Genomic DNA, 22278 nt, shown 5'->3' on the forward strand with positions numbered 1-22278 from the left:
AGGCTGTCTCCCGCCTGCCTATCGTTTGAGAGAAACGTAAGCCCGTAAATACCAATCTTTCTCCGATTTCTTTACGTTTCCGCACCGGGAAACATAGGTTTTCCAAGGCGGAAACGTACGGTTTACGGGCGGGAAACGTAGGGTTCAGCCATGGAAAACGTAGAAAACGACCCTCCTCTTATGCATTATTCCACCGGAGATTTGGAAAAAGAAAATAGGCATCCATCTACGATTATAGAACGCTTTATGTACCTCTCCTTTCATTTATTCCGTATCTTTGCACGGACTTTTAATGCACAAGACAAATGATAAAAGCGATATTCTTTGACATCGACGGCACACTGGTTTCTTTCCAGACCCACACCGTACCTGCCTCTACCCGCAAGGCCTTGCAACTTTTAAGAGAAAAAGGCATCAAGGTATTCATTGCCACCGGACGCCCCAAATCGTTAATGATGGAAGCCGTGGGCGACCTCGACTTCGACGGATACGTCACCCTGAACGGAGCCTACTGTTTCACCGCCGACGGGCAGGACATCTACAAAGGCTGTGTGCCGCAGGAGGACATCGAGCGCCTCATCCACTACCAGCACACCCACCCGGAAATGCCTTTCGTCTTTGTGCACGACAATACTTGGTTCCTGACCCACGAAAATGAAGCGGTCCGCGAAATTGCTCAACTCATCCACATCGGCATTCCGGAAATCCTTCCCATTGAAACTGCCCGGGACAAGGAAATCCTGCAAATCATGGGTTATTTTCCGGAAGAGAAAGACGAGGAAATCTTCGGTAGCGTACTCACGCACTGTGAACCGATGCGCTGGCATCCGCTCTTCGCCGACATCATTGCCCGGGGCAACAGCAAAAGCCACGGCATCGACCAAATGCTGGCTTACTACGGCATCGACCTGCAAGACACCATGGCTTTCGGAGACGGCGGCAACGACATCCCGATGTTGAAGCACGTGGGATTAGGTGTGGCCATGGGGAATGCGGCTCCTCACATCCAGGCGGTAGCCGATTACGTAACCACCTCAGTCGACGACGACGGCATCCTGAAAGCCTTGCAGCATTTCCACATTTTATAAAGTACACACTACTGTAATTCGTTCTGTCACAAAGCGTGCAAGCTTGCAATACCCACAAATAGGTATTTATACTTCGTCTAAATTACCCACTTTTGGCGATTGCCTTCTCCGCACAACCATACTAATTTTGCAGGCAGAAAATTAGTGCGAAACAACAAATACGAATTACAGTAAATGAGAAATTCAGCTTTTTCGCGGGGAAGCGAAAACTTAAAATGGGGTGTATTCTTTGTATTGTGCTGGTGTATTGGCGTGGGAGTCTCTGCCCAAGGACGTGCCTTGTTGTCGGGGAAAGTGCTTTCCTCGGACAAAAGCATCGTCGACTTTGCCACGGTATATCTGAAAGGTACGCAATACGGTTGCACAACCAATGAAAAAGGCCTGTACCACCTGAAAGCGCCTGCCGGAAAATACACGCTGGTGGTTTCGGCCATCGGTTTTGAGACAGCAGAAAAAGAAGTAGAAATCCAGGCCGACGGACGCAGCCGTCAACACATCATTCTGAAACCTTCCGTGACCGAACTGGAAGAAGTGGTAGTGGTGTCCAGCGGAGTGGGACGCGTCAAACGGTCGGCCTTCAATGCGGTGGCTGTAGATACCAAGGAACTGCAAAACTCGACCAAAAACCTGAGCGAAGCGCTCCAGAAACTTCCGGGAATGAAACTGCGCGAATCGGGCGGTGTAGGCTCGGACATACAATTGATGCTCGACGGCTTCAGCGGCAAGCACGTGAAGGTATTCATCGATGGCGTACCACAGGAGGGAGCCGGAACCGCTTTCGACCTGAACAACATTCCCGTGAACTTTGCCGAACGTATTGAGGTGTATAAGGGAGTGGTACCCGTAGGCTTCGGTACTGATGCCTTGGGAGGGGTCATCAACATCGTGACCAACAAACAGAGACGGAACTGGTTCCTGGACGCATCGTATTCCTACGGTTCCTTCAATACACACAAATCGTATGTCAATTTCGGACAGAGTTTCAAGAACGGACTGACGTATGAAATCAACGCATACCAGAACTACTCGGACAACAATTACTACATTGACAACTGGGTGGAGGAGTTCAACCACGAAAACAACACGTCCATCAGCGACGAAAGCCACATCCAGCACGTGAAACGCTTCAACGATACCTTCCACAACGAGGCAGTCATCGGAAAAATCGGCGTGACAGGCAAAAGCTGGGCCGACCGATTGATGTTCAACGTGGCCTATTCACATTTCTACAAAGAGATACAAAACGGCGTGTACCAAGAAATCGTGTTCGGACAGAAACACCGTCACGGATTCTCGGTCGTACCTTCAGTGGAATACCGCAAAAGCAATCTTTTCACCAAAGGACTGGATGTGACAGTGACGGCCAACTACAACCACAATCTGACGACCAATGTGGATACGGCCATGTATAAATATAACTGGTTAGGCGACCGCATCCCCCGCTCGACCGCCGGAGAACAGAACCACCAGTTCAGCGAGCAGATAAACACCAACTGGAACGCCACGTTCACGGCCGTGTACCGACTGGGCAAGATACATTCTTTTACGTTCAACAACGTGTTCAGCACCTTCCGCCGTACGGGGCGTAGCCTCATCGAAAAGAACTCGGTACTGGAAGACTTCGACGACCCAACCCAAAGCCGAAAGAATATCGCCGGTCTCTCCTACCGCCTGATGCCTTCAGAAAAATGGAACTTGTCGGTTTTCGGCAAGCATTATCATTCATTCAGCGAAGGTACAGTACAGTTGAGTGACAACAACGTAGGAAATAACACCCGAATATCACAAAGCGTCAACTCCTTCGGATATGGAGCAGCCGGCACGTATTTCCTGCACAAAGATATCCAACTGAAGCTTTCGTATGAAAAGGCACTGCGCATGCCCAGCACCCAGGAATTGTTCGGTGACGGTGACCTGGAAGCAGGAAAAGCGAACTTGAAACCGGAACGCAGTGACAATGTGAACCTCAGTGCCAGCTACAGCAAGCAATGGGGCAAACACGGACTGTATGCAGAGGGAGGGGTGATTTACCGCAACACCCAGGATTACATCAAGCGTGACCTCTCTACGGTAGGCGGTACCAGTTACGGTAGCTATACCAACCACGGACGGGTAGAGACCAAAGGATTCAACGTATCCCTTCGTTACAACTATAGTAACTGGTTCAACATGGGAGGTACGTTCAATAACCTCGACATCCGCGACAAAGAAAAGAAGCGGGCGGCCAGCAGCGGACAGAATGCCCTGACCTACGGACAGCGCATCCCGAACCTGCCCTACCGCTATGCCAACTTCGATGCCAACTTCTCTTGGCACGACCTGTTTGCCAAAGGCAATACCCTGACATTAGGATGGGATTGCTTCTACCAGCACGATTTTCCCTTGTATTGGGAAAAGTTCGGCGACTCTTCTACGAAAATCCGGGTACCGACCCAGCTTTCACACAATCTATCGCTGGGCTACAGCATCCGCAACGGGCGCTATAACCTCTCGCTGGAATGCCGGAACCTCACGGACGAGAAGCTGTATGACAACTTTAGCCTGCAAAAAGCTGGACGGGCTTTCTATGGCAAGTTCCGTGTTTATTTTGGAAATTAATTCACCCTTATCACAATCAAAAATACAAGTATATGATCACTAAAAACTGGATGTACACACTGGGCTTACTCTGCATGGGAAGCCTGTTTACAAATTGTCAGAAGGAAGACAACGACCCCACCTTTCAGAGTCACAACAACTTCAAAGGGAATTATGTCATTCCGGTCACTGCCGGAGGTACCTCTTACCTGCTTACGGCAGAAAGTCTGGACGAAGGAAAGATTTCGGTACTGAACAACGGAAAAGAATTCCAGGAACAGATTTCTTACTGGATTTTCTATGACCAGAATTATTTCTTCGGCATCAAATACAACAACGGTTCGCAAGGCACCGGAGGCTGCTACTACCTGGATGCGAACAACGTACCCCAAAAGAAATACAACTATACTTTCAACCGCTTCACCACTTACGGCACCTGGGGCGACAACGTAATTACTGTGTCAACCGGAGATACCAAACAGACCGACAGCAAAGGCAATGCGGCTCAAGGCTTTTTGTTCAACTATCTGAACGCCAAAACCGGAACCACCAGCACCAACCAGAAAGATATCTTAGCAGAAAACTATTTAGGCAACGGCGAGAAAGTAACCATGGCCGGATTCGTAGAAGCCAACGGAAAGCTTTACACTTCCATCATTCCGATGGGAATGAGCCACTACGGTGTAAATACCTGGCCTGATAAGGTACTGAGTCAGGACTATGTGGCTACCGGTGACGGAGGGACCGGCAGCGGCAAATACACCGCCGGACAAATCCCGTCGACCCAATACCCGGACAACGCCTACATTGCCATCTATAGCGGCAGCAGTTTCGACGAACCCCCTGTCATTGCCCAGACGGATAAAATCGGTTTTGCCTGCGGACGCATGCGCTCTCAATATTACCAGACCATCTGGAGTGACGACGACGGCAACTTGTATGTCTTCTCCGGAGGATACGGACGTACGGCCACCCAACCGGCAGCTGATGCCAATCTGAAAGCCAAGGTACAAGGTAAACTTCCTTCGGGAGTGGTCCGCATTCCGGCCGGGAGCACCCGCTTCGACGAGTATTACTGCAACCTGGAAACCATGGAAGGTGCTACCGGACACCCGCTATTCCGTTGCTGGCATGTAGGCGGCGACTATTTCCTGCTCAACAACTACGGATGCAGTATCGAAGAAGTGACCACCCTGGGCGTCAATGCGCCCAAGAATGAGCTGGTTATCTTCAAGGCCAGCGAGCAAAAACTGATTTCCATCACGGGACTGCCCGACAAGAACCTGATTTCTTCTTTCGGAAATGCTCCCTATCTGGAAAACAAGTATTTCTACCTACCTGTACTGACCACCGAAGAAGGAGCTACTCCCACTTTTTATAAAATCAATCCGGAAACAGGTGAAGCTGTCAAAGGCCTGGAAGTGGAAGCCGACGAAATTACGACGGTAGGCAAAATCGCATTAACCGCGCAATAACTTTTAAAAATGAGAAAATTATTCGGAAAAATACATCGATGGATCTCCATCCCGTTGGGAATCATTCTTTCGGTCATCTGCTTCTCGGGTGCCACGCTGGTCTTCGAGAAGGAAATCACCCAGCGGTTGAATCCATCTATATATAAGGTAGAAGTACCGGAAGGCGAAGCTACTCTATTACCTCCTTCGGAACTGATAGCTCGCCTGAAGACACAGATTGCCGATTCGTTAAGGCTGAGTGCCCTCCAATACGGGGGCGCAGCCGACGAACCCGTCATGGTCACCTTTCAGAATGCCGGAAAGAAAAACTTGAGCGTGAATCCTTATACGGGAGAGGTGAACGGATGGACCCAAAGCTATCCGTTCTTCCAGACCATGCGAAAATTGCACCGCTGGCTGTTGAATCCACCTCCTCAAAAAGGAGCTTCTTCTACCGGAAAAGTAATCGTCGGCATCTCCACCTTACTAATGGTCGTGATTCTGGTGAGCGGACTCATCATTTGGTGGCCACGCAGCCGGAAGGCCTTGCACAACCGATTGCAGGTGTCCTGTACCAAAGGCTGGCGCCGTTTCTGGTACGACAGTCACGTAACCCTCGGATTCTACTCCACCCTCTTCCTGCTGGTCATGGCCCTCACCGGCCTCACTTGGTCGTTCGGATGGTACCGGTCGTTGGCCTACGGACTCTTCGGAGGCACTGTTACCTCGTCCGCATCCTCTCATTCCCACTCTGCCCCGCAGGAGGCAGACGGCATACGTACGAAAGGAAAGGGAAAAGCAGAGACTGACTATTCGGCATGGGATAAAGCTTTCCGGCAGGTACAGTCCCAGTATCCCGACTATGCCTCCTTGCGTATCGAAAAAAACAAAATACAGGTCAACCAAGGGCATAACCTGAGGCGAACGGATACCGTAGAGTTCAATCCAGCAAACGGCACACTCACCCGAATCATCACCTCGGCAGATACGCCTCGCTCCCAAAAGCTGAAAGGTTGGTTTTATGCCTTCCACACCGGAAGTTGGGGAGGAGTATACACCAAAGTACTCTATTTCCTGGCGGCCTTCATCGGGGGAGTACTTCCACTCAGCGGATATTACCTCTGGTGGAAAAAGAAACGAAGACCTACAAGGTAAGTCGGGCCAGGTAGTCATAATGACTGCCTTCTTTCACCAACTCGGCCTTGAAGCCATATTGGGAAGCATACAGACTCAATGTATTGAAATCCACATACAGCCAGTCGAATGCTTCTCCTTTTATTTGTTTGTACTGCATCTGGAAATCCAATTGTCCATAATAATCGGCTGCCAAATCGACTACAAAACTTCCATCTTCTTCCTCGAACAAGTATTTCAAATCACTGGAATCCATCAGAATACATCCGCCGGGATTCAGCAACAACTTCATCCGCTGGAAGAAAGGTCCGAAATTCTCTATCCGACCGATAATCCCCGACCCGTTCATCAGCATCAGGATGGTATCGAAACGCTCTGCAAAATGCGGATCGAACAAATTTACCAACTTTGCATCCACCCCACGGGCCTGCATCACCTCTACTGAAAGTGGTGAAATATCGATAGCTAACGATTCCTTTCCCATTTCCTTCAAAGCCAGCGAATGACATCCGCTACCTGCACCGACATCTAAAATTTTTCCTTTTGCCAGATTCAAGGCGGTCTGCTCCAGCATCGGCATGTGGGCATACGTACGGAACAAATCCTTCACCGGAATCTCATCCTCCTCAAACTGAGAGGAGAATACCCTCAACCTTCCGGCTTTTCCAGTCTTGAAATACTCATATATCGCAGTCCCCATCGGGTCTTTCTCTTTTTGCAAGATTGTGGTCTCCATATTTCTCTTTTTCTATAAAACTGCACAAAGATACAAAACAAAATCAGTTTTGGTTATTTATTCATTATATTCATGCGTTTTTTAGAAAAACCCCCTAAAAAAATAAGAATTTATGCATGATATTCAAAATATATCTGTATTTTTGCAGCCACAAAAGAATAATTATACAATGAAGAACAAGAATAGCAGACTTGATTCCATCAAAATGATTATCTCCAGCAAGGAGATTGGAAGTCAGGACGAACTCTTGCAAGAGTTGACGAAAGAAGGATTCCAATTGACACAAGCCACCTTGTCACGCGACTTAAAACAACTGAAGGTAGCTAAAGCCGCCAGCATGAATGGAAATTATGTATACGTGTTGCCGAACAACACTATGTACAAACGTATGACCGAGCCGCAGAAGGCCAGTGAGATGCTGCGACACAATGGTTTCATCTCTATTGAGTTCTCCAACAACATCGCCGTAATCAAGACTCGCCCCGGATACGCCAGCAGCCTGGCTTACGACATTGACATGCACAACTTCCACGAAATTATCGGTACCATTGCCGGTGATGATACCATCATGCTGGTAATACGTGAAAACTGCACGCGTACGGAAGTCAAACATGCCCTTTCTACTATCATCCCGAATATAAACTAATTATAATAGAATAAAGAACAAGAATGGAACCTACTAAACAAATTGATGTAATGGTAGCCGACGCCTCACACGAGGTTTACGTTGACACAATATTGGACACGATTAGAGAAGCAGCTAAAGTCCGCGGTACAGGTATTGCCGAACGTACACACGAATATGTAGCTACCAAGATGAAGGAAGGAAAAGCCATCATCGCCTTGTGCGGAGACGACTTTGCCGGATTTACTTACATCGAATCATGGGGTAATAAACAATATGTGGCTACCTCCGGATTGATTGTACACCCGAAGTACAGAGGTTTGGGACTGGCCAAACGTATCAAACACGCTTCGTTCACCTTGGCTCGCCTGCGATGGCCGAAAGCCAAGATTTTCAGTCTGACTTCAGGAGCTGCCGTCATGAAAATGAATACGGAACTGGGATACGTGCCCGTCACTTTCAATGAACTGACAGACGATGAATCATTCTGGAAAGGATGCGAAGGCTGCATCAACCACGAAATCCTGATGGCCAAGAAACGTAAATTCTGTATCTGCACCGCCATGCTGTACGATCCGGCCCTGCATACAGATGACAAAGTGAACAATTTCTAAAATACAAAAATAACTGACGACGAAGCCTTCCCCTCCCGAAACCAGTCTTGGAAGACTTCTCCTTAAAAAGATAAGAACCATGGAAGAAAAGAAAAAAGTTGTCGTTGCTTTCAGCGGCGGATTGGATACATCTTTCACCGTGATGTACCTGGCAAAGGAAAAAGGATATGAAGTATATGCGGCATGTGCCAACACCGGCGGATTCAGTCCCGAACAATTGAAGAAAAACGAAGAAAACGCATACAAACTGGGAGCCACGAAATATGTCACCATCGACGTAACTCAGGAATACTACGAAAAGAGTCTGAAATACATGGTATTCGGTAACGTACTCCGTAACGGAACCTATCCTATTTCTGTAAGCTCTGAACGTATCTTCCAGGCGCTGGCCATTGCCCGCTATGCCAACGAAATCGGTGCACACGCCATCGCACACGGTTCTACCGGTGCAGGGAACGACCAGGTACGTTTCGATATGACCTTCCTGGTAATGGCTCCGGGCGTGGAAATCATCACCCTGACTCGTGATATGGCATTGAGCCGTGAATATGAAATCAACTACCTGAAAGAACACGGATTTGAAGCCGACTTCACCAAACTGAAATATTCTTACAACGTAGGTATCTGGGGAACTTCTATCTGCGGCGGTGAAATTCTGGACTCTACCCAGGGATTGCCGGAAAGCGCTTACCTGAAACAGGTAAACAAAACAGGCAGCGAGCTGCTGAAACTGGAATTCAAGAAAGGGGAGCTGTATGCCGTCAACGGAGTCATCTTCGACGACAAAATCAAAGCCATCCAGAAAGTGGAGGAAATCGGTGCAGCTTACGGTATCGGACGTGACATGCATGTAGGCGACACCATCATCGGCATCAAGGGACGTGTAGGTTTCGAAGCAGCCGCTCCAATGCTGATTATCGGTGCCCACAAGTTCCTGGAAAAATATACCTTGAGCAAATGGCAGCAGTATTGGAAAGACCAGGTAGCCAACTGGTACGGCATGTTCCTGCATGAAAGCCAGTACCTGGAACCGGTAATGCGTGACATCGAAGCCATGCTGCAGGAATCTCAGCGTAACGTCAACGGAACAGCCATTCTGGAACTTCGTCCGTACTGCTTCTCTACCGTAGGCGTAGACTCTAAAGACGACTTGGTAAAGAACAAGTTCGGTGAATATGGTGAAATGCAGAAAGGATGGACAGCTGAAGATGCCAAAGGCTTCATCAAAGTGCTTTCTACTCCGCTTCGTGCGTATTATGCAAACCATAAAGACGAGGCCAATATATGATTAAAGTAGGAATTATAGGAGGTGCAGGATATACAGCAGGCGAACTGATTCGCCTGCTCATCAACCACCCGGATGTAGAGATCAAATTCATCAACAGTTCCAGCAATGCCGGTAACAAGATTACCGATGTGCACGAAGGGCTGTATGGGGAAACCGATTTGGTATTCACCGACGAACTTCCACTCGACACCATCGACGTGCTTTTCTTCTGCACGGCCCATGGAGATACAAAGAAGTTCATGGAAAGCCACAACGTACCCGAGGACTTGAAAATCATCGACCTCTCCATGGACTACCGCATCAAATCGGACGACCACGACTTCGTATACGGTCTGCCGGAACTGAACCGCCGGACTATCTGCAAGAGCAAACACGTGGCCAACCCGGGATGTTTTGCCACTTGCATCCAGCTCGGACTGCTGCCGTTGGCCAAACACCTGATGCTGAACGACGACATCATGGTCAACGCCATTACAGGAAGTACCGGAGCCGGTGTCAAACCGGGAGCTACCAGCCACTTCAGCTGGCGTAACAACAACCTCAGCATCTACAAACCGTTTGCCCACCAGCACGTACCGGAAATCAAGCAATCCCTGCAACAGTTGCAGAACAGTTTCCATTCTGAAATCGACTTCATCCCTTACCGAGGTGATTTCCCGCGCGGCATCTTCGCCACCATCGTGGTAAAGACGAAAGTGGAACTGGAAGAAATCGTGAAAATGTACGAAGAGTACTATGCAGAAGATTCTTTCACCCACATCGTGGACAAGAATATCGACCTGAAGCAGGTGGTCAACACCAACAAATGTTTGATTCATCTGGAGAAGCACGGTGACAAGCTGCTCATCGTTTCCTGCATCGACAACTTGCTGAAAGGGGCCAGCGGCCAGGCCGTACACAACATGAACCTGATGTTCAACCTGGAAGAAACCGTAGGACTGAAACTGAAACCGAGCGCATTCTAACCAACAAGTCCTCTACCCAGAGGAAGAACGAGAGTTTATCGCCTTTCTCGCATCTTCCCGCAGGACTGCAAAACATAAATTAATGAAGAATAAGTTCTGAAAGAGATTTCATCTTATTCTTCATTCTTAATCTTAACAGAAGTATGAAATTATTCGACGTATATCCCCTCTTCGATGTCAACATCGTCAAAGGAAAAGGCTGTCATGTATGGGACGACAAAGGCCAGGAATACCTCGACCTCTACGGAGGCCATGCCGTAATCTCCATCGGCCACGCACATCCCCACTACGTGGAAGCCATCAGCAAACAAGTAGCCACATTGGGATTTTATTCCAATTCTGTCATCAACAAACTGCAACAGGAAGTAGCCGACCGCTTAGGAGCCATCAGCGGCTACGACGATTACCAGCTTTTCCTGATTAACTCCGGCGCAGAAGCCAACGAAAATGCCTTGAAACTGGCCTCTTTCTACAACGGACGTACCCGCGTCGTCTCTTTCGCCAAAGCGTTCCACGGACGTACTTCACTGGCAGTAGAAGTGACTAACAACCCCAAGATCATTGCTCCTATCAATGACAACGGCCATGTCACCTACCTTCCGCTGAACGATACGGAAGCCCTGAAAGCCGAACTGGCCAAAGGGGATGTCTGTGCCGTGATTATTGAAGGCATCCAGGGCGTAGGAGGTATTCAGGTACCCGACACTGATTTCCTGAAAGCCATGCGCCAGGCCTGCGACGAAACCAATACCGTGATGATTGTGGATGAAATTCAGTCAGGTTACGGACGAAGCGGTAAATTCTTCGCCCACCAGTACAGCGATGTCCGCCCGGACATGATTACGGTAGCCAAAGGTATCGGCAACGGCTTCCCGATGGCAGCCGTACTGATCAGCCCGAAATTTACCCCGGTGTACGGTCAGTTGGGAACTACCTTCGGAGGCAATCATTTGGCTTGTGCCGCTGCCATCGCCGTACTCGATGTGATGAAGGAAGAAAACTTAGTTGAAAATGCAGCCAAAGTCGGTGCCCACCTGCTGGAAGAACTGAAACACTTCAAAGGCATCAAGGAAGTACGTGGACGCGGTCTGATGATTGGCCTGGAGTTTGAAGAGCCCATCAAGGAACTCCGCAAGCAACTGCTTTTCGAACAGAAGGTATTTACCGGTGTCAGCGGTACGAACGTCATCCGTCTGCTTCCCCCGCTCTGTCTGAGCATGCAAGAAGCCGACGACTTCCTGACTCGTCTGCAACACGTCATGAAATAAAAAACAACCCCCGCCACAGACACTTGTAGCGGGGGTAAATTTTATATTATCCTGAAATTCTACCTTGATAAACGTTCATCAGCGATTAGGAGTTACCCAAATCTTTGTTTCCTGACATTGAAGATCAATCCACAAATTACCACATTTTACCTTAAAATCTCCTTTTTCCAGTCTCCATTTCCCATCATACCCAACAAAAGCCAAATCACTTGCCTTAATCTTCATCACCACATTCTTTATTTCACCCGGTAAAAGAGAAACTTTCGTAAAATGACGAAGACGTATATTATCAGGCGTACTGCTTGCTACCAAATCTTTTGAGAACAATAATACAGCTTCTTTCCCTGCACGTTTTCCTGTATTCTTTACATCCACACTGAAGACCAGTTCATCATCCGCACCAAAGACCGTTTTATTGACCTTCAAGTTCGTATATTCATACGTTGTATAGCTCAAGCCATAGCCAAAAGGCCACTGCACATCCATCACCGCATCATAATTGTAGTTACCTCCCATTTGTCCCATATTCTCACAAGGCTTATAGTCATACGTAGCCAATGAGTTAATAAAACGAGGATAAGTGAAAGGCATCTTGGCACTGAAATTGGCCTCTCCACTCAACAAGTTGGCCAGTGCATCTCCTCCATAATTACTAGGCAACATAATGTTTACTACTGCTTTTGCCAACGGTACAATATCATTAATAATACGAGGTCTTCCCTGATTCAAAACCAGGACCACAGGCTTCCCTGTAGCAGCCAACGCCTTCACCAACTCACATTGGTTGGCCGACAAAGTCAAATCATTCATATTACCCGGAGTCTCACAATAAGAATTCTCGCCAATGCAAGCTATAATTACATCTACTTCGTCTGCGGCCGATACTGCTTTTTCAATCTCAGGCATATTTTCTTCCCACCAATTATCATTTTTATAGGGTGCATATGTCACGCCTGGCTCATACACGATATTTCCTTCTCCAAATTTTTCACACAATGCTTCATAGATTGTATGATAAACTCCAGCAAATTCATCTGCCCGATGTCCTTGCCAAGAATACGACCATCCTCCATTCAAGCAACGCATTGAATTTGCATTCGGACCGGCAAGCAGAATCTTTACTCCACGCTTTAAAGGAAGAAGATTATTGTCATTTTTCAAGAGGACTTCTGACTCTTCTGCAGCCTGTAAAGCCACATCAGCAAATGCCTTAGAACCAAACTGGTCATATTCTTCAATATCCCAATAAGGATTCTCAAAAAGTCCCAACCGATATTTCAATCTCAACACGCGGGCCACTGCATCATCAATGCGACTCATCGGCACTTCACCTTCTTCCACCAATTCCTTCAGATAATCACAGAAACTTACCTCATAAGGTACCATTGACATATCAATACCCGCATTAATTGCTATTTTTATCGCCTCTTTTTTGGTAGCGGCAATATGGTCACGTGTACAAAGATTATTGATATCTGCCCAGTCAGTAACTATCATTCCGTCCCAAGCCAAATCTTCTTTCAACCATTTCGTCAATAACTCTTTATTGGCATGGAAAGGCATTCCATTGTCAACCCCGGAGTTCACCATTATCGATAAAGCTCCCGCCTTTACTGCAGCCAAAAACGGAGCAAAATGTTTTTCACGCAAATCTGAACGAGAAATAGAAGAAGGTGTACGATCCTTACCTGATACCGGAACTCCATATCCCATATAGTGCTTCATACAAGCAGCGACATTATATTTACCTATGTGATTCGGGTCCTCACCCTGAAAACCTCTTACAGCTTCCACCCCCATCTCCGCATTCACCAGACAGTCTTCACCATAATTCTCCCACATACGTGGCCATCGGGGGTCACGACCTAAATCCACCACTGGAGCATAAGTCCATGGAATGCATCCGGCCTTCGTTTCATAAGCTGAAATTTCTGCGCCACGATGCACCAGCTCCCGGTTAAAAGTAGCTCCCATATTCACACCTTGAGGAAACAAGGTTCCATCAAGCGTATAAGTAGTTCCATGAATCTGATCTACTCCATAAATACACGGTATTCCAATTTCCTTCATCGACTTCTCCTGAATCTGACGGATTGCGGAAGCCCATACCTCCTTTTTTTGTGCCACGCTCAAAGGCACATTCAAAATAGAACCCACTTTATATTTGCCTATCACCGTATCCAGCATTGCCTCGCTCAGTTTGAAGCCATCCTTGCTTCCGGGAAAATCAGTTACGACATCCACCGTAATTTCACACATCTGACCCACTTTCTCCTCAAGCGTCATTTTCTCCAGCCATTTCTGAATGTGCGCTTCAATCGCCGGGTCAGCTGGAATAGCAGGAGAAGGTTGGGCCGTTCCTACAAGACTTCCAGCGCAAACGATAGAAGCCATTGCCCAATTTCGAATGTTTTTCATGATATAGTTTATTTTGCAGTTTAACTCAAGCGAAACGTTCCAAAATCTCCATGCACATACGTCCATTATGATAAGGACATTTCCAGAATCCAGCCTTGTCATCTTTTGTATTGACAGTGCCATCTGCATACAAACTCCAGTGCCATTCACCATGTACTCTATCTACCAGTTTCGCTTGAATGAAATCCCAGCATTGCAATGCGATTTGCAACGCTTCTTCATCACCGAAATGCTGATAAAGATTCACATGGCCTACCACATTTTCGGCTTGAACCCACCAGTGCAGTTCACGGTCAATCTTTCCTTTATCAACAAAATTCTCATAAATCATGCTACCATCCGGATTCAGACCTTCATCGGCTGCCACAGCAATCTTCACAATAGCTGGTTCTACCTCCTTCAACAATTCCTGATCACCCACCACCAAAGCCGCTTCATGTATCAACCACGAAGCTTCAATATCATGTCCGTAGGATACTATCTGATACTTATTGGTCCAGTCATCCTCAAAGAACAGATTCAGGTGATACGTTTTTGCATCCAATATCTTATCTAAAAACAAATTGACCAAATTGACAATCTGTTGCTTCAACCGCTCATCTTTCCATACACGATACAGATTAGTATACGGTTCCAGAATATGCAGATGCGTATTCATCGTTTTCTTCTCATTCTCATCCTTATCACTCAAACGCATATCTTCTATCGGGTACCAGTCACGCGTCAGCGCTTCTAAGTATCCGTTCTCGTCTACATCAAAACTATATTTTTCAATTGCCTCAAACAATTGGCAAGCATAGTCCAAAGCTTCCGAATCTCCCGTCGCACGTGCATACTCACTCAACCCATAAATGGCAAAGCCAATGGCATAAATCTGTTTTTTGGTATCAAGTGGGTTCCCTTCACAATCCAATTCCCAATAAATACCTCCAAACTCCACGTCATAGAAATAATCTATCAAATAACGTTTGGCACGTGTGGCCGTTTCCAAATATTCTTCTTTGTGAAGCAGACGATATGCAGCCGAGAAAGTCCACAAAATACGTGCATTCAGAATAGCCCCCTTTGATGCAGATGCATCCAGTATATCCTCCCCGGTTATACGGCCATAAAATCCACCATGTTCACAGTCAATCATCTTGTTCATCCAAAACGGAAGTATATTCTGTTCCAGTTCTGCTTTCACCTCCGTACAGAACTGATTTATCTTCTCATTCTTCATCTTTTGATTCTCTCTTTAAATTTAACTGTTCCATTATACCTTTCATCTTCTGTTCTCCCAATGGATAGAAGAGAATAAAGACTATCGAAATAAATGCAGCCGCAGCCGGAAGCAAGCTTAGAAACATCTTAATACCCTGAATGGTCTCTGCACTCTGTACGGCATTGGCCTGAAATCCAAAGAAAGACAGCAGCCATCCAGTAACCGCCGTACCAATGGCCCATCCAAATTTCTGACTCATGGACGAAGCACTAAAAATCAATCCTGTAGCACGGTTTCCTGTCTTCAGCTCTGAGAAATCAGCACAATCGGCATACATAGACCATAACAGAGGGAAGATACTGCCGGCACATACACTTATCAGACATTGAAATACAAAAATCAACGTCAAATCCTCCTTATCAAACCAGAAAAATATCACACTTAACACCGAAGCAAGCAACATGGCAAGCGCAAAAGTTCTCTTCTTTCCAATTTTATTACTCATTGGAGCAGCCAGAACCACCCCCACAATATTCGCAATCTGTCCTACAGAAAGATACAAACCACTCAATACAAACGATACTCCCATTAACGAAATGGTATGATACTCTTCCTCTATCACAAAATATTTAAAGTAATAGACAGCGGCTCCGTCACGGATGGAATTGAATACCAATGTGGCCACTCCAGCTCCAAACAAAATCCACCAAGGTTTATTATGAAACAAATCCTTGATATCTTCCTTCAAAGACGTCTTCTTGTCATTTATCGGTTTCACCCTCTCTCTGGTCCAAGCGAAACAACCAAGGAATAGCACAGCACACATCACCGCAATCACCACTACTGCCATAAACCAGCCCAACCGCTGTTCACCCAATTCCTTACTCTGCCCGCTAAACCAATTCACCATTGGCATAAACAGTAACAAAGCGATAAAACTGCCCAGATAAGCAAACATCATACGATACGTAGACAACGTATTACGTTCTGACGGATTAGGACTCATCACTCCCAACAATGAAGCGTAAGGCACATTGATAGCAGAATATACCATCATCATCAATGAATAGGTGATATACGCATACACCAATTTCCCCATGTCACCGAAAGGAGGAGTATAAAAGGTAAGTGCCCCTATTAACCCAAACGGAACGGCCAGATACAACAAATATGGACGGAACTTTCCCCATCGACTGGATGTACGGTCAGCTATTACCCCTACAATCGGATCGAATACAGAATCCCAAATACGCGTTACCAAGAACATTGTACCTACCATTGCAGCCGGTAGTCCGAACACATCCGTATAGAATATCATCAAATAGGCTCCAAATAGCTTCCAAAACATAGAAGAAGCCATGTCTCCAAATCCGTAGCCAATTTTTTCCGTGAGTTTTATCATAGCAGCACTTACCTTTCTCTATTATTTCATCAATTTCATGTTTTTATCAATCAATCGTTTCAATGTCTCAACCGAAGCTGTAGTTGTCAAACCATCCTGTGGCGTATTCATACAATAGTCCACCAGCTTATCTATCGTAGACACAGCTACGTGCATTCGTGTATCGGAAGAAGCATAATAAATAAACACCTTTCCATCTTCATCCGCAATCCAACCGTTGGTGAACAGCACGTTTGAGACATCCCCAATCCGTTCTTCTCCCTCCGGAGCCATGAAATACCCCCCAGGAGACGCAATGACCTTGGTGGGATCCTCCAGCGAAGTCATATACATATACAATACATAACGTAAGCCCGCTGCACATCCGCGTACACCGTGTGCCAGATGCAGCCATCCTTTTGGAGTCTTGATAGGATGAGGTCCTTCACCGTTCTTCACTTCTTTAATAGTATGATAATAGCGACAGTCAATAATCTTTTCTTCTTTCACTTCCGCATGTGTAATATCATCTACCAAAGCCCAACCGATACCTCCACCGCTTCCGGCGTCAATAAATCCATCCTGCGGACGGGTATAAAACGCATATTTGCCATCCACAAACTCCGGATGAAGTACAACATTACGCTGCTGGCTCTTTGATTTCAAGTCCGGCAAACGCTCCCAGGTCTTCAAGTCTTTTGTGCGGGCAATGGCAGCCGTAGCCGTAGCCGACGATAAATCACCCGCCGGAGCATTGTCATCATGACGTTCCGCACAGAAGATACCATAAATCCAACCGTCTTCATGTGCCGTCAAGCGCATGTCGTAAATATTAGTAGCCGGAATCACATCATCAGGCATGGTCACCGGATAATCCCAAAAACGGAAATTATCCACCCCATTCGGACTTTCAGCCACTGCAAAGAAAGATTTACGGTCGGCTCCTTCCACACGGACCACCAATACATATTTACCGTTCCACTTAATAGCTCCGGAATTCATGGCTGCATTCATGCCGATACGTTCCATCAGATAAGGGTTTGTCTTTTCATCCAAGTCATAACGCCAGAACACCGGGGTATGAGCCGCAGTCACTACCGGATATTTGTAACGGGTATATACCCCATTTGTCATTTCCACAGGTTCATTCTTACGAGTAATCAGCTCTTCATGCTGCACAAACAGTTTTTTTACTTTGTCTTCAAAGGTACTCATCTTAATCAATTTATATTTATTATTTCACATTTTTCATATCTCTTGCAAACAACGTGCGTGAATCATTATAGAAATTCACAAAATCAGTAGCCGACGGATGATCCGGATAAGGTGCGTAATAATGATTCTCTCTTTCGCGGGCATTTCTCCACACCAGGACATAACTTATCGGATACTTTTCGATGACGGGCATTAAAGTTTGTGTCCACCACAATGAATCTGGAATGGTTTCGTATCCAGTCTCTGTCACTGCGATTGCCTTTTGATGTGCCTTTCCCACTTGTGTCATGATAGCAAGCATATTATCCAGACTTTTCACGTATGCCTCCCGGTCAAACTGATATGCATCTACCCCTATCAGGTCAATAATATCATCGCCCGGATAGCGTTCCAGATACTCCGTAGAGTCCTTAGGCTCTATCCCTGGAGAGTAAGCATACAACAACTGGGTAGCTCCCTTTTCCTGCATCCGTTCATACGTCATCCGCCAAAGTGCCTTATAGTCTTCTGTAGAACAAAGATTTTGTCCCCACCAGAACCAGCTTCCCGTATGCTCATGCCATGGACGGAACAGCACCGGCACCTTTATCCCTTCTGATGTTTGTATCGAATTCAGATAATCGGCCACTTTATCCAGCCATCCCATGAACTTCTCATGATTCACTCCTCCAGGCAAGACTGACTTCACCACAGTCGAGTCACTTACATCCCACGAATCTTTTCCCGTCACCGGATTGTCCACATGCCAACTGAAAGAAGACATACCTCCACGCTCATATTGTGCCACTACCTCTTTCCGAATACGGTCTAACGACACATTATCCAGATTCTTGTCTCCATAGATTTCAATACGACCCAAGTCAAAAGACATCATGGCCGGATAATCACCACATACACTTTTCACATCACTACGTGCTGAGTCTCCATCCCAACCGATACCATATACCGGATCATCGTGATGCCCGAACATGAATTGTTTCTGCTGAGGCAATTTCACGAGTATCTCCAACATGGCAGATGCCTCCGGTGTTTGTTCTCTCGATGCCGACCTGTTTCCCGGTTGGCCACCACAAGCCGCCATTCCAAGTCCAAAAAACATGATTGAAAAAAGAAGATTCGATATTTTCATAATAATTAGTTTTACCGTTCCACATTAGCAAAGATAGGAACATTTTATCCGACAAGATGATACAATCTTAACATATACCTATACGTTTCCACCTTTTGAAAAAATGTTCCTATCTCCTGTCACGACTCAATTTCACTTGAAAGAAGGAAGTTGGTCACGGGTAATCACATAGTCCTGCGACATGGCATCCTGCCACCATGCTTCACCCACATACGGAATAGACTGTCCGTCACTGTCATACCAAGGCATAAACCACAACCATCTGGCACCTGCATTCCATTGCTCCGAAAGTGTTCCCAATATGGTATTTGTATCAAGATAAGCTCCACATTCACTCAACGTCACCATCTTATTATTATATTCTTCTGCAATAGCCTGATATTGAGACACACATTCTGCCGCCGTTTTACCGTACAAGTCACGACCAACAATATCCACATACTGATCACCCGGATACCAGTCAGCATCTCCCGTTTCCGCGGTCCATACCCAAATCAAGTTATTCAAACCCTGTGCTTTGAAATAATCAAACATCTTTATCCAGAGTTTCTTGAAGCTGTCGGCATTCTTGCCCCACCAGAACCAGCCACCTGACGCTTCATGCAGCGGGCGCCAGATTACCGGAATATTGGCATCTTTCAAAAGTTTCAAATAACCTGCCACTTTCGCCAAATCTTCATTCACTACATTATACTCCCACGTACCTTCCGTGAAAGCATTGTCAATATTGAAATTATTTCCTTCCATATTGAAAGACATCTCATTGCTACCCTCCGATTTAGGAACATTCCAGTGCCACATGGCCGCTACCAAACCTCCATTGTCCCACCATTCTTGAACCGGAGTTATATCTCCATAATCAATCCAGCTACCTTCACCTGTATTTGACGCATAAAGATGAATATAATCGAAACAGTTCAATGCTGGATATTTACCTGTCCAGGTGTTTACTTGCACGGCCTCATCCGTATTCCAGTTGACTTGTGCCATCGTACCTGAGATTGTCTTCTGTTCATACGTCTCTACCAAAAAATCATATACTTTCTGGGCCTCCGCTGTGAGTGTATTGACGGCCGCATCTACCCCTTGAGTCGTAAAACTCAGTTCTACAGCCGGTGCGGGCATCTCATTAGGCCCTGTCACCAGACCTTCCGGAATGGAAAGGGTATAAGTTGTACTTCTGGAAGGACAATTGGCCACTACCACCAATGTAGGACTTGAACCTATCACATCTGCACTAATAATACTTCCATCGTTTGAGATAGATAACAAATCCTTGTTTTTAGATGCAAAAAACACATTTTTATCATACGTCAAACTAATAGTCACCTCACCCAGTTCCACTCCAGAGGCTTCTGAAGCTGGAGTAGAAGATACCAACACAGGCGATGCCACCTGTGTAATCTCGTGCTCCACTTCCGTAGAACATGAAACTGTAGCAAATAACATTGCTACCCATAGCAAACCTATATAAATCTTATTCATAGTTTCCCTTATTTAATATAAACCGATTCTATTGTATAATTCACTCCGCCCACAACTAACCCAGTAGATTGTAATTTGGCAAGTATATCCTGAGTAATTTCCAGACTATAATTACCTGAAATTGAAAAATATCCATATCCATCAGCAATAGCTGGCCATCCATCACTTGTAGTTTTAAATGCTCCTTGCGCATCCGCTTGTACATTAGACACAACCACCGTAATGATCTGCCCCACCTGAACCGTCGTAAAAGAAGAAGGCTCCAAGTATACATAATCTGCCCATGACGATCCCAACACTTTAGGTTCTCCATAAATTTGAATACCCCATGAAACGGTAGGAATAGTATAAGTGACAGAAACCCCACCGGATATCAATTTCAATGTTACACTACCCGTCAAATCCTGTGGCAGAGTAAACGTTAACATGGAATTTTGCAATGAGTATTGAACACTGTTCCCATTCACCTCTACACCAGTCAACTGATTTCCATTCTCCACATTAAGGTCCAATGTAGCTCCAGCCTGTACTTCTGTGGGTAAATTTTTCACAGTACACTTCGTCTTCACAGACAATACAGGACCATCCATCACATCTCCATTCTTTAAGTTTAACACAATTGTTCCACTTACGGCAGCTTCCGGTACCACAACCGTCAGTTCTGTTTCAGAAGACGATGCTGGAATCACAGGATCATTTACTCCCGGGAAAGTAACTCCAGCTATCAGGTCCAAGTTCTTTCCATTCAGTGTGATTGTCTGGCCCCCCAATACTTCTGCATCAAAAATAGTTGAGACCTCAGGTTTTGCCATACTTAAATGCGCAACCACAATCTCTACGCCTGAAGCCGGCAAGATGATCACATCCCCATCCGCCGCATCGGCAGGTAAGGCAAATGTCAGTTGCTTATTGTCCGCACTAAGTTCAAATGCAACTTCAATATTCCCCGGATTACCTGGGACAAGCACTTTGGCCACCAAATCCAAGTTCTCACCACTTATCGTAATCATATCCTCTGGCTTCGCATTTTCCAGATTTATGACTTCTGCGACAGAAGGCAAAGCAACCTGTAGTTCTTCTTCCGAATAAATCAAGTTCGGCAATTCTTCCCCGTCAGACAAGATTATCTTACCGGTTTGTGCCTCCTCAGGAACAGTCAGCTTAATTGTATTACGATTGTGCACTATAAAGTTATCTTCCGACACAGCCACTTCATCGGCAAAAATCACCTCATGAATCAAATTCAGATATTCTCCTGTAATCGTGAATTCGTCCCCCGCTCTTACAGAAGATGGAGTGAAACTTTCCAATGAAATTGTCTCAATATAAGTCAATTTCGTCTTTGTGGTAATATCTCCATTAGGTGTCTTCAGCGTAACCAATCCCGGTTCGGCTTCCTGAGGTACAGTGATACGGATTTCCGTATCACTGATTACCTTAATATCTGTAATTTCCGCACAGCCCGGAATCACCACTGCTGTCACCTGATTCATACCACTTCCCAAGAACCTTAACTCACCACCACGAACCACCGGCGATGGACCAAACACATTCAAGCTGATACCTCCAGTATATTGATTCGTATCTATGTCATCCCCTTTCAGGCAGGAAGTAAAAGAAACGCCTGTCAGGAAAAGCGCTCCTGCCAGAAAAAGCACTGATAATCTATTTGTTTTCATCATTCATTTCTTCTTTTA

At 46.1% G+C, this 22278-nt stretch carries 17 protein-coding genes; 9 read left to right on the plus strand and 8 right to left on the minus strand.

The window, feature by feature from the left end:
- Positions 1-305: 305 nt before the first annotated feature.
- The 4 genes from RDP42_RS00070 (at position 306) to RDP42_RS00085 (ending at position 6274) form a co-directional block, all read left to right on the plus strand.
- The gene (locus tag RDP42_RS00070) at positions 306-1088 is read left to right on the plus strand and encodes a Cof-type HAD-IIB family hydrolase (RefSeq protein WP_308762025.1); all 783 of its coding nucleotides are present in this window, start codon (positions 306-308) and stop codon (positions 1086-1088) included.
- A 174-nt stretch (positions 1089-1262) separates the two neighbouring features.
- On the plus strand, positions 1263-3686 hold the full coding sequence (locus tag RDP42_RS00075; RefSeq protein WP_308762026.1) for a TonB-dependent receptor: 2424 nt from the start codon (positions 1263-1265) through the stop codon (positions 3684-3686).
- 32 nt (positions 3687-3718) lie between these two features.
- The gene (locus tag RDP42_RS00080; RefSeq protein WP_308762027.1) at positions 3719-5140 is read left to right on the plus strand and encodes a DUF4374 domain-containing protein; all 1422 of its coding nucleotides are present in this window, start codon (positions 3719-3721) and stop codon (positions 5138-5140) included.
- A 9-nt stretch (positions 5141-5149) separates the two neighbouring features.
- Positions 5150-6274, plus strand: a complete 1125-nt coding sequence (locus tag RDP42_RS00085) for a PepSY-associated TM helix domain-containing protein (protein ID WP_308762028.1) — start codon at positions 5150-5152, stop codon at positions 6272-6274.
- Here the strand turns inward: RDP42_RS00085 and RDP42_RS00090 are convergent.
- Entirely contained in the window at positions 6264-6989 is a 726-nt protein-coding gene (locus RDP42_RS00090) for a methyltransferase domain-containing protein (RefSeq protein ID WP_308762029.1), read from the minus strand. The two genes, RDP42_RS00085 and RDP42_RS00090, sit on opposite strands and share 11 nt — an antisense overlap.
- Positions 6990-7158: 169 nt before the next feature.
- Between RDP42_RS00090 and argR the strand changes: the two genes are divergently transcribed.
- From argR to RDP42_RS00115, 5 genes are all read left to right on the plus strand, one after another.
- Entirely contained in the window at positions 7159-7635 is a 477-nt protein-coding gene (gene argR, locus RDP42_RS00095; protein ID WP_308762030.1) for an arginine repressor, read from the plus strand.
- A gap of 23 nt (positions 7636-7658) precedes the next feature.
- Complete coding sequence (locus RDP42_RS00100) at positions 7659-8228, plus strand: GNAT family N-acetyltransferase (RefSeq protein WP_072541565.1); 570 nt, start codon at positions 7659-7661, stop codon at positions 8226-8228.
- A 79-nt stretch (positions 8229-8307) separates the two neighbouring features.
- Positions 8308-9516 (plus strand): argininosuccinate synthase domain-containing protein, encoded by a 1209-nt coding sequence (locus RDP42_RS00105; RefSeq protein ID WP_308762031.1) that lies wholly within the window; start codon positions 8308-8310, stop codon positions 9514-9516.
- Positions 9513-10481, plus strand: a complete 969-nt coding sequence (gene argC, locus RDP42_RS00110) for an N-acetyl-gamma-glutamyl-phosphate reductase (RefSeq protein ID WP_308762032.1) — start codon at positions 9513-9515, stop codon at positions 10479-10481. The genes RDP42_RS00105 and argC overlap by 4 nt, the downstream gene beginning before the upstream one ends.
- A 143-nt stretch (positions 10482-10624) precedes the next feature.
- Entirely contained in the window at positions 10625-11749 is a 1125-nt protein-coding gene (locus RDP42_RS00115; protein ID WP_308762033.1) for an aminotransferase class III-fold pyridoxal phosphate-dependent enzyme, read from the plus strand.
- A 78-nt stretch (positions 11750-11827) separates the two neighbouring features.
- Here RDP42_RS00115 and RDP42_RS00120 read toward each other — a convergent pair whose 3' ends face one another.
- From RDP42_RS00120 to RDP42_RS00150, 7 genes are all read right to left on the minus strand, one after another.
- Positions 11828-14167: a glycoside hydrolase family 3 N-terminal domain-containing protein gene (locus RDP42_RS00120; protein ID WP_308762034.1), complete on the minus strand. Its 2340-nt coding sequence runs from the start codon at positions 14165-14167 to the stop codon at positions 11828-11830.
- 25 nt (positions 14168-14192) lie between these two features.
- Positions 14193-15389 (minus strand): AGE family epimerase/isomerase, encoded by a 1197-nt coding sequence (locus RDP42_RS00125; RefSeq protein ID WP_308762035.1) that lies wholly within the window; start codon positions 15387-15389, stop codon positions 14193-14195.
- Positions 15379-16773: an MFS transporter gene (locus tag RDP42_RS00130; RefSeq protein ID WP_308762036.1), complete on the minus strand. Its 1395-nt coding sequence runs from the start codon at positions 16771-16773 to the stop codon at positions 15379-15381. Before RDP42_RS00130 ends, RDP42_RS00125 begins: the two co-directional genes overlap by 11 nt.
- 21 nt (positions 16774-16794) lie before the next feature.
- On the minus strand, positions 16795-17967 hold the full coding sequence (locus RDP42_RS00135; RefSeq protein ID WP_308762037.1) for a glycosidase: 1173 nt from the start codon (positions 17965-17967) through the stop codon (positions 16795-16797).
- Between the two features lie 19 nt (positions 17968-17986).
- Positions 17987-19066 (minus strand): glycosyl hydrolase, encoded by a 1080-nt coding sequence (locus RDP42_RS00140; protein ID WP_308762038.1) that lies wholly within the window; start codon positions 19064-19066, stop codon positions 17987-17989.
- A gap of 162 nt (positions 19067-19228) precedes the next feature.
- Entirely contained in the window at positions 19229-20581 is a 1353-nt protein-coding gene (locus RDP42_RS00145; RefSeq protein WP_308762039.1) for a glycosyl hydrolase, read from the minus strand.
- Between the two features lie 8 nt (positions 20582-20589).
- Positions 20590-22263 (minus strand): IPT/TIG domain-containing protein, encoded by a 1674-nt coding sequence (locus tag RDP42_RS00150; protein ID WP_308762040.1) that lies wholly within the window; start codon positions 22261-22263, stop codon positions 20590-20592.
- Positions 22264-22278: the final 15 nt, after the last annotated feature.

It is taken from the genome of uncultured Bacteroides sp., from assembly GCF_902472605.1.
In the GTDB taxonomy this organism is placed as follows: Bacteria; Bacteroidota; Bacteroidia; order Bacteroidales; family Bacteroidaceae; genus Phocaeicola.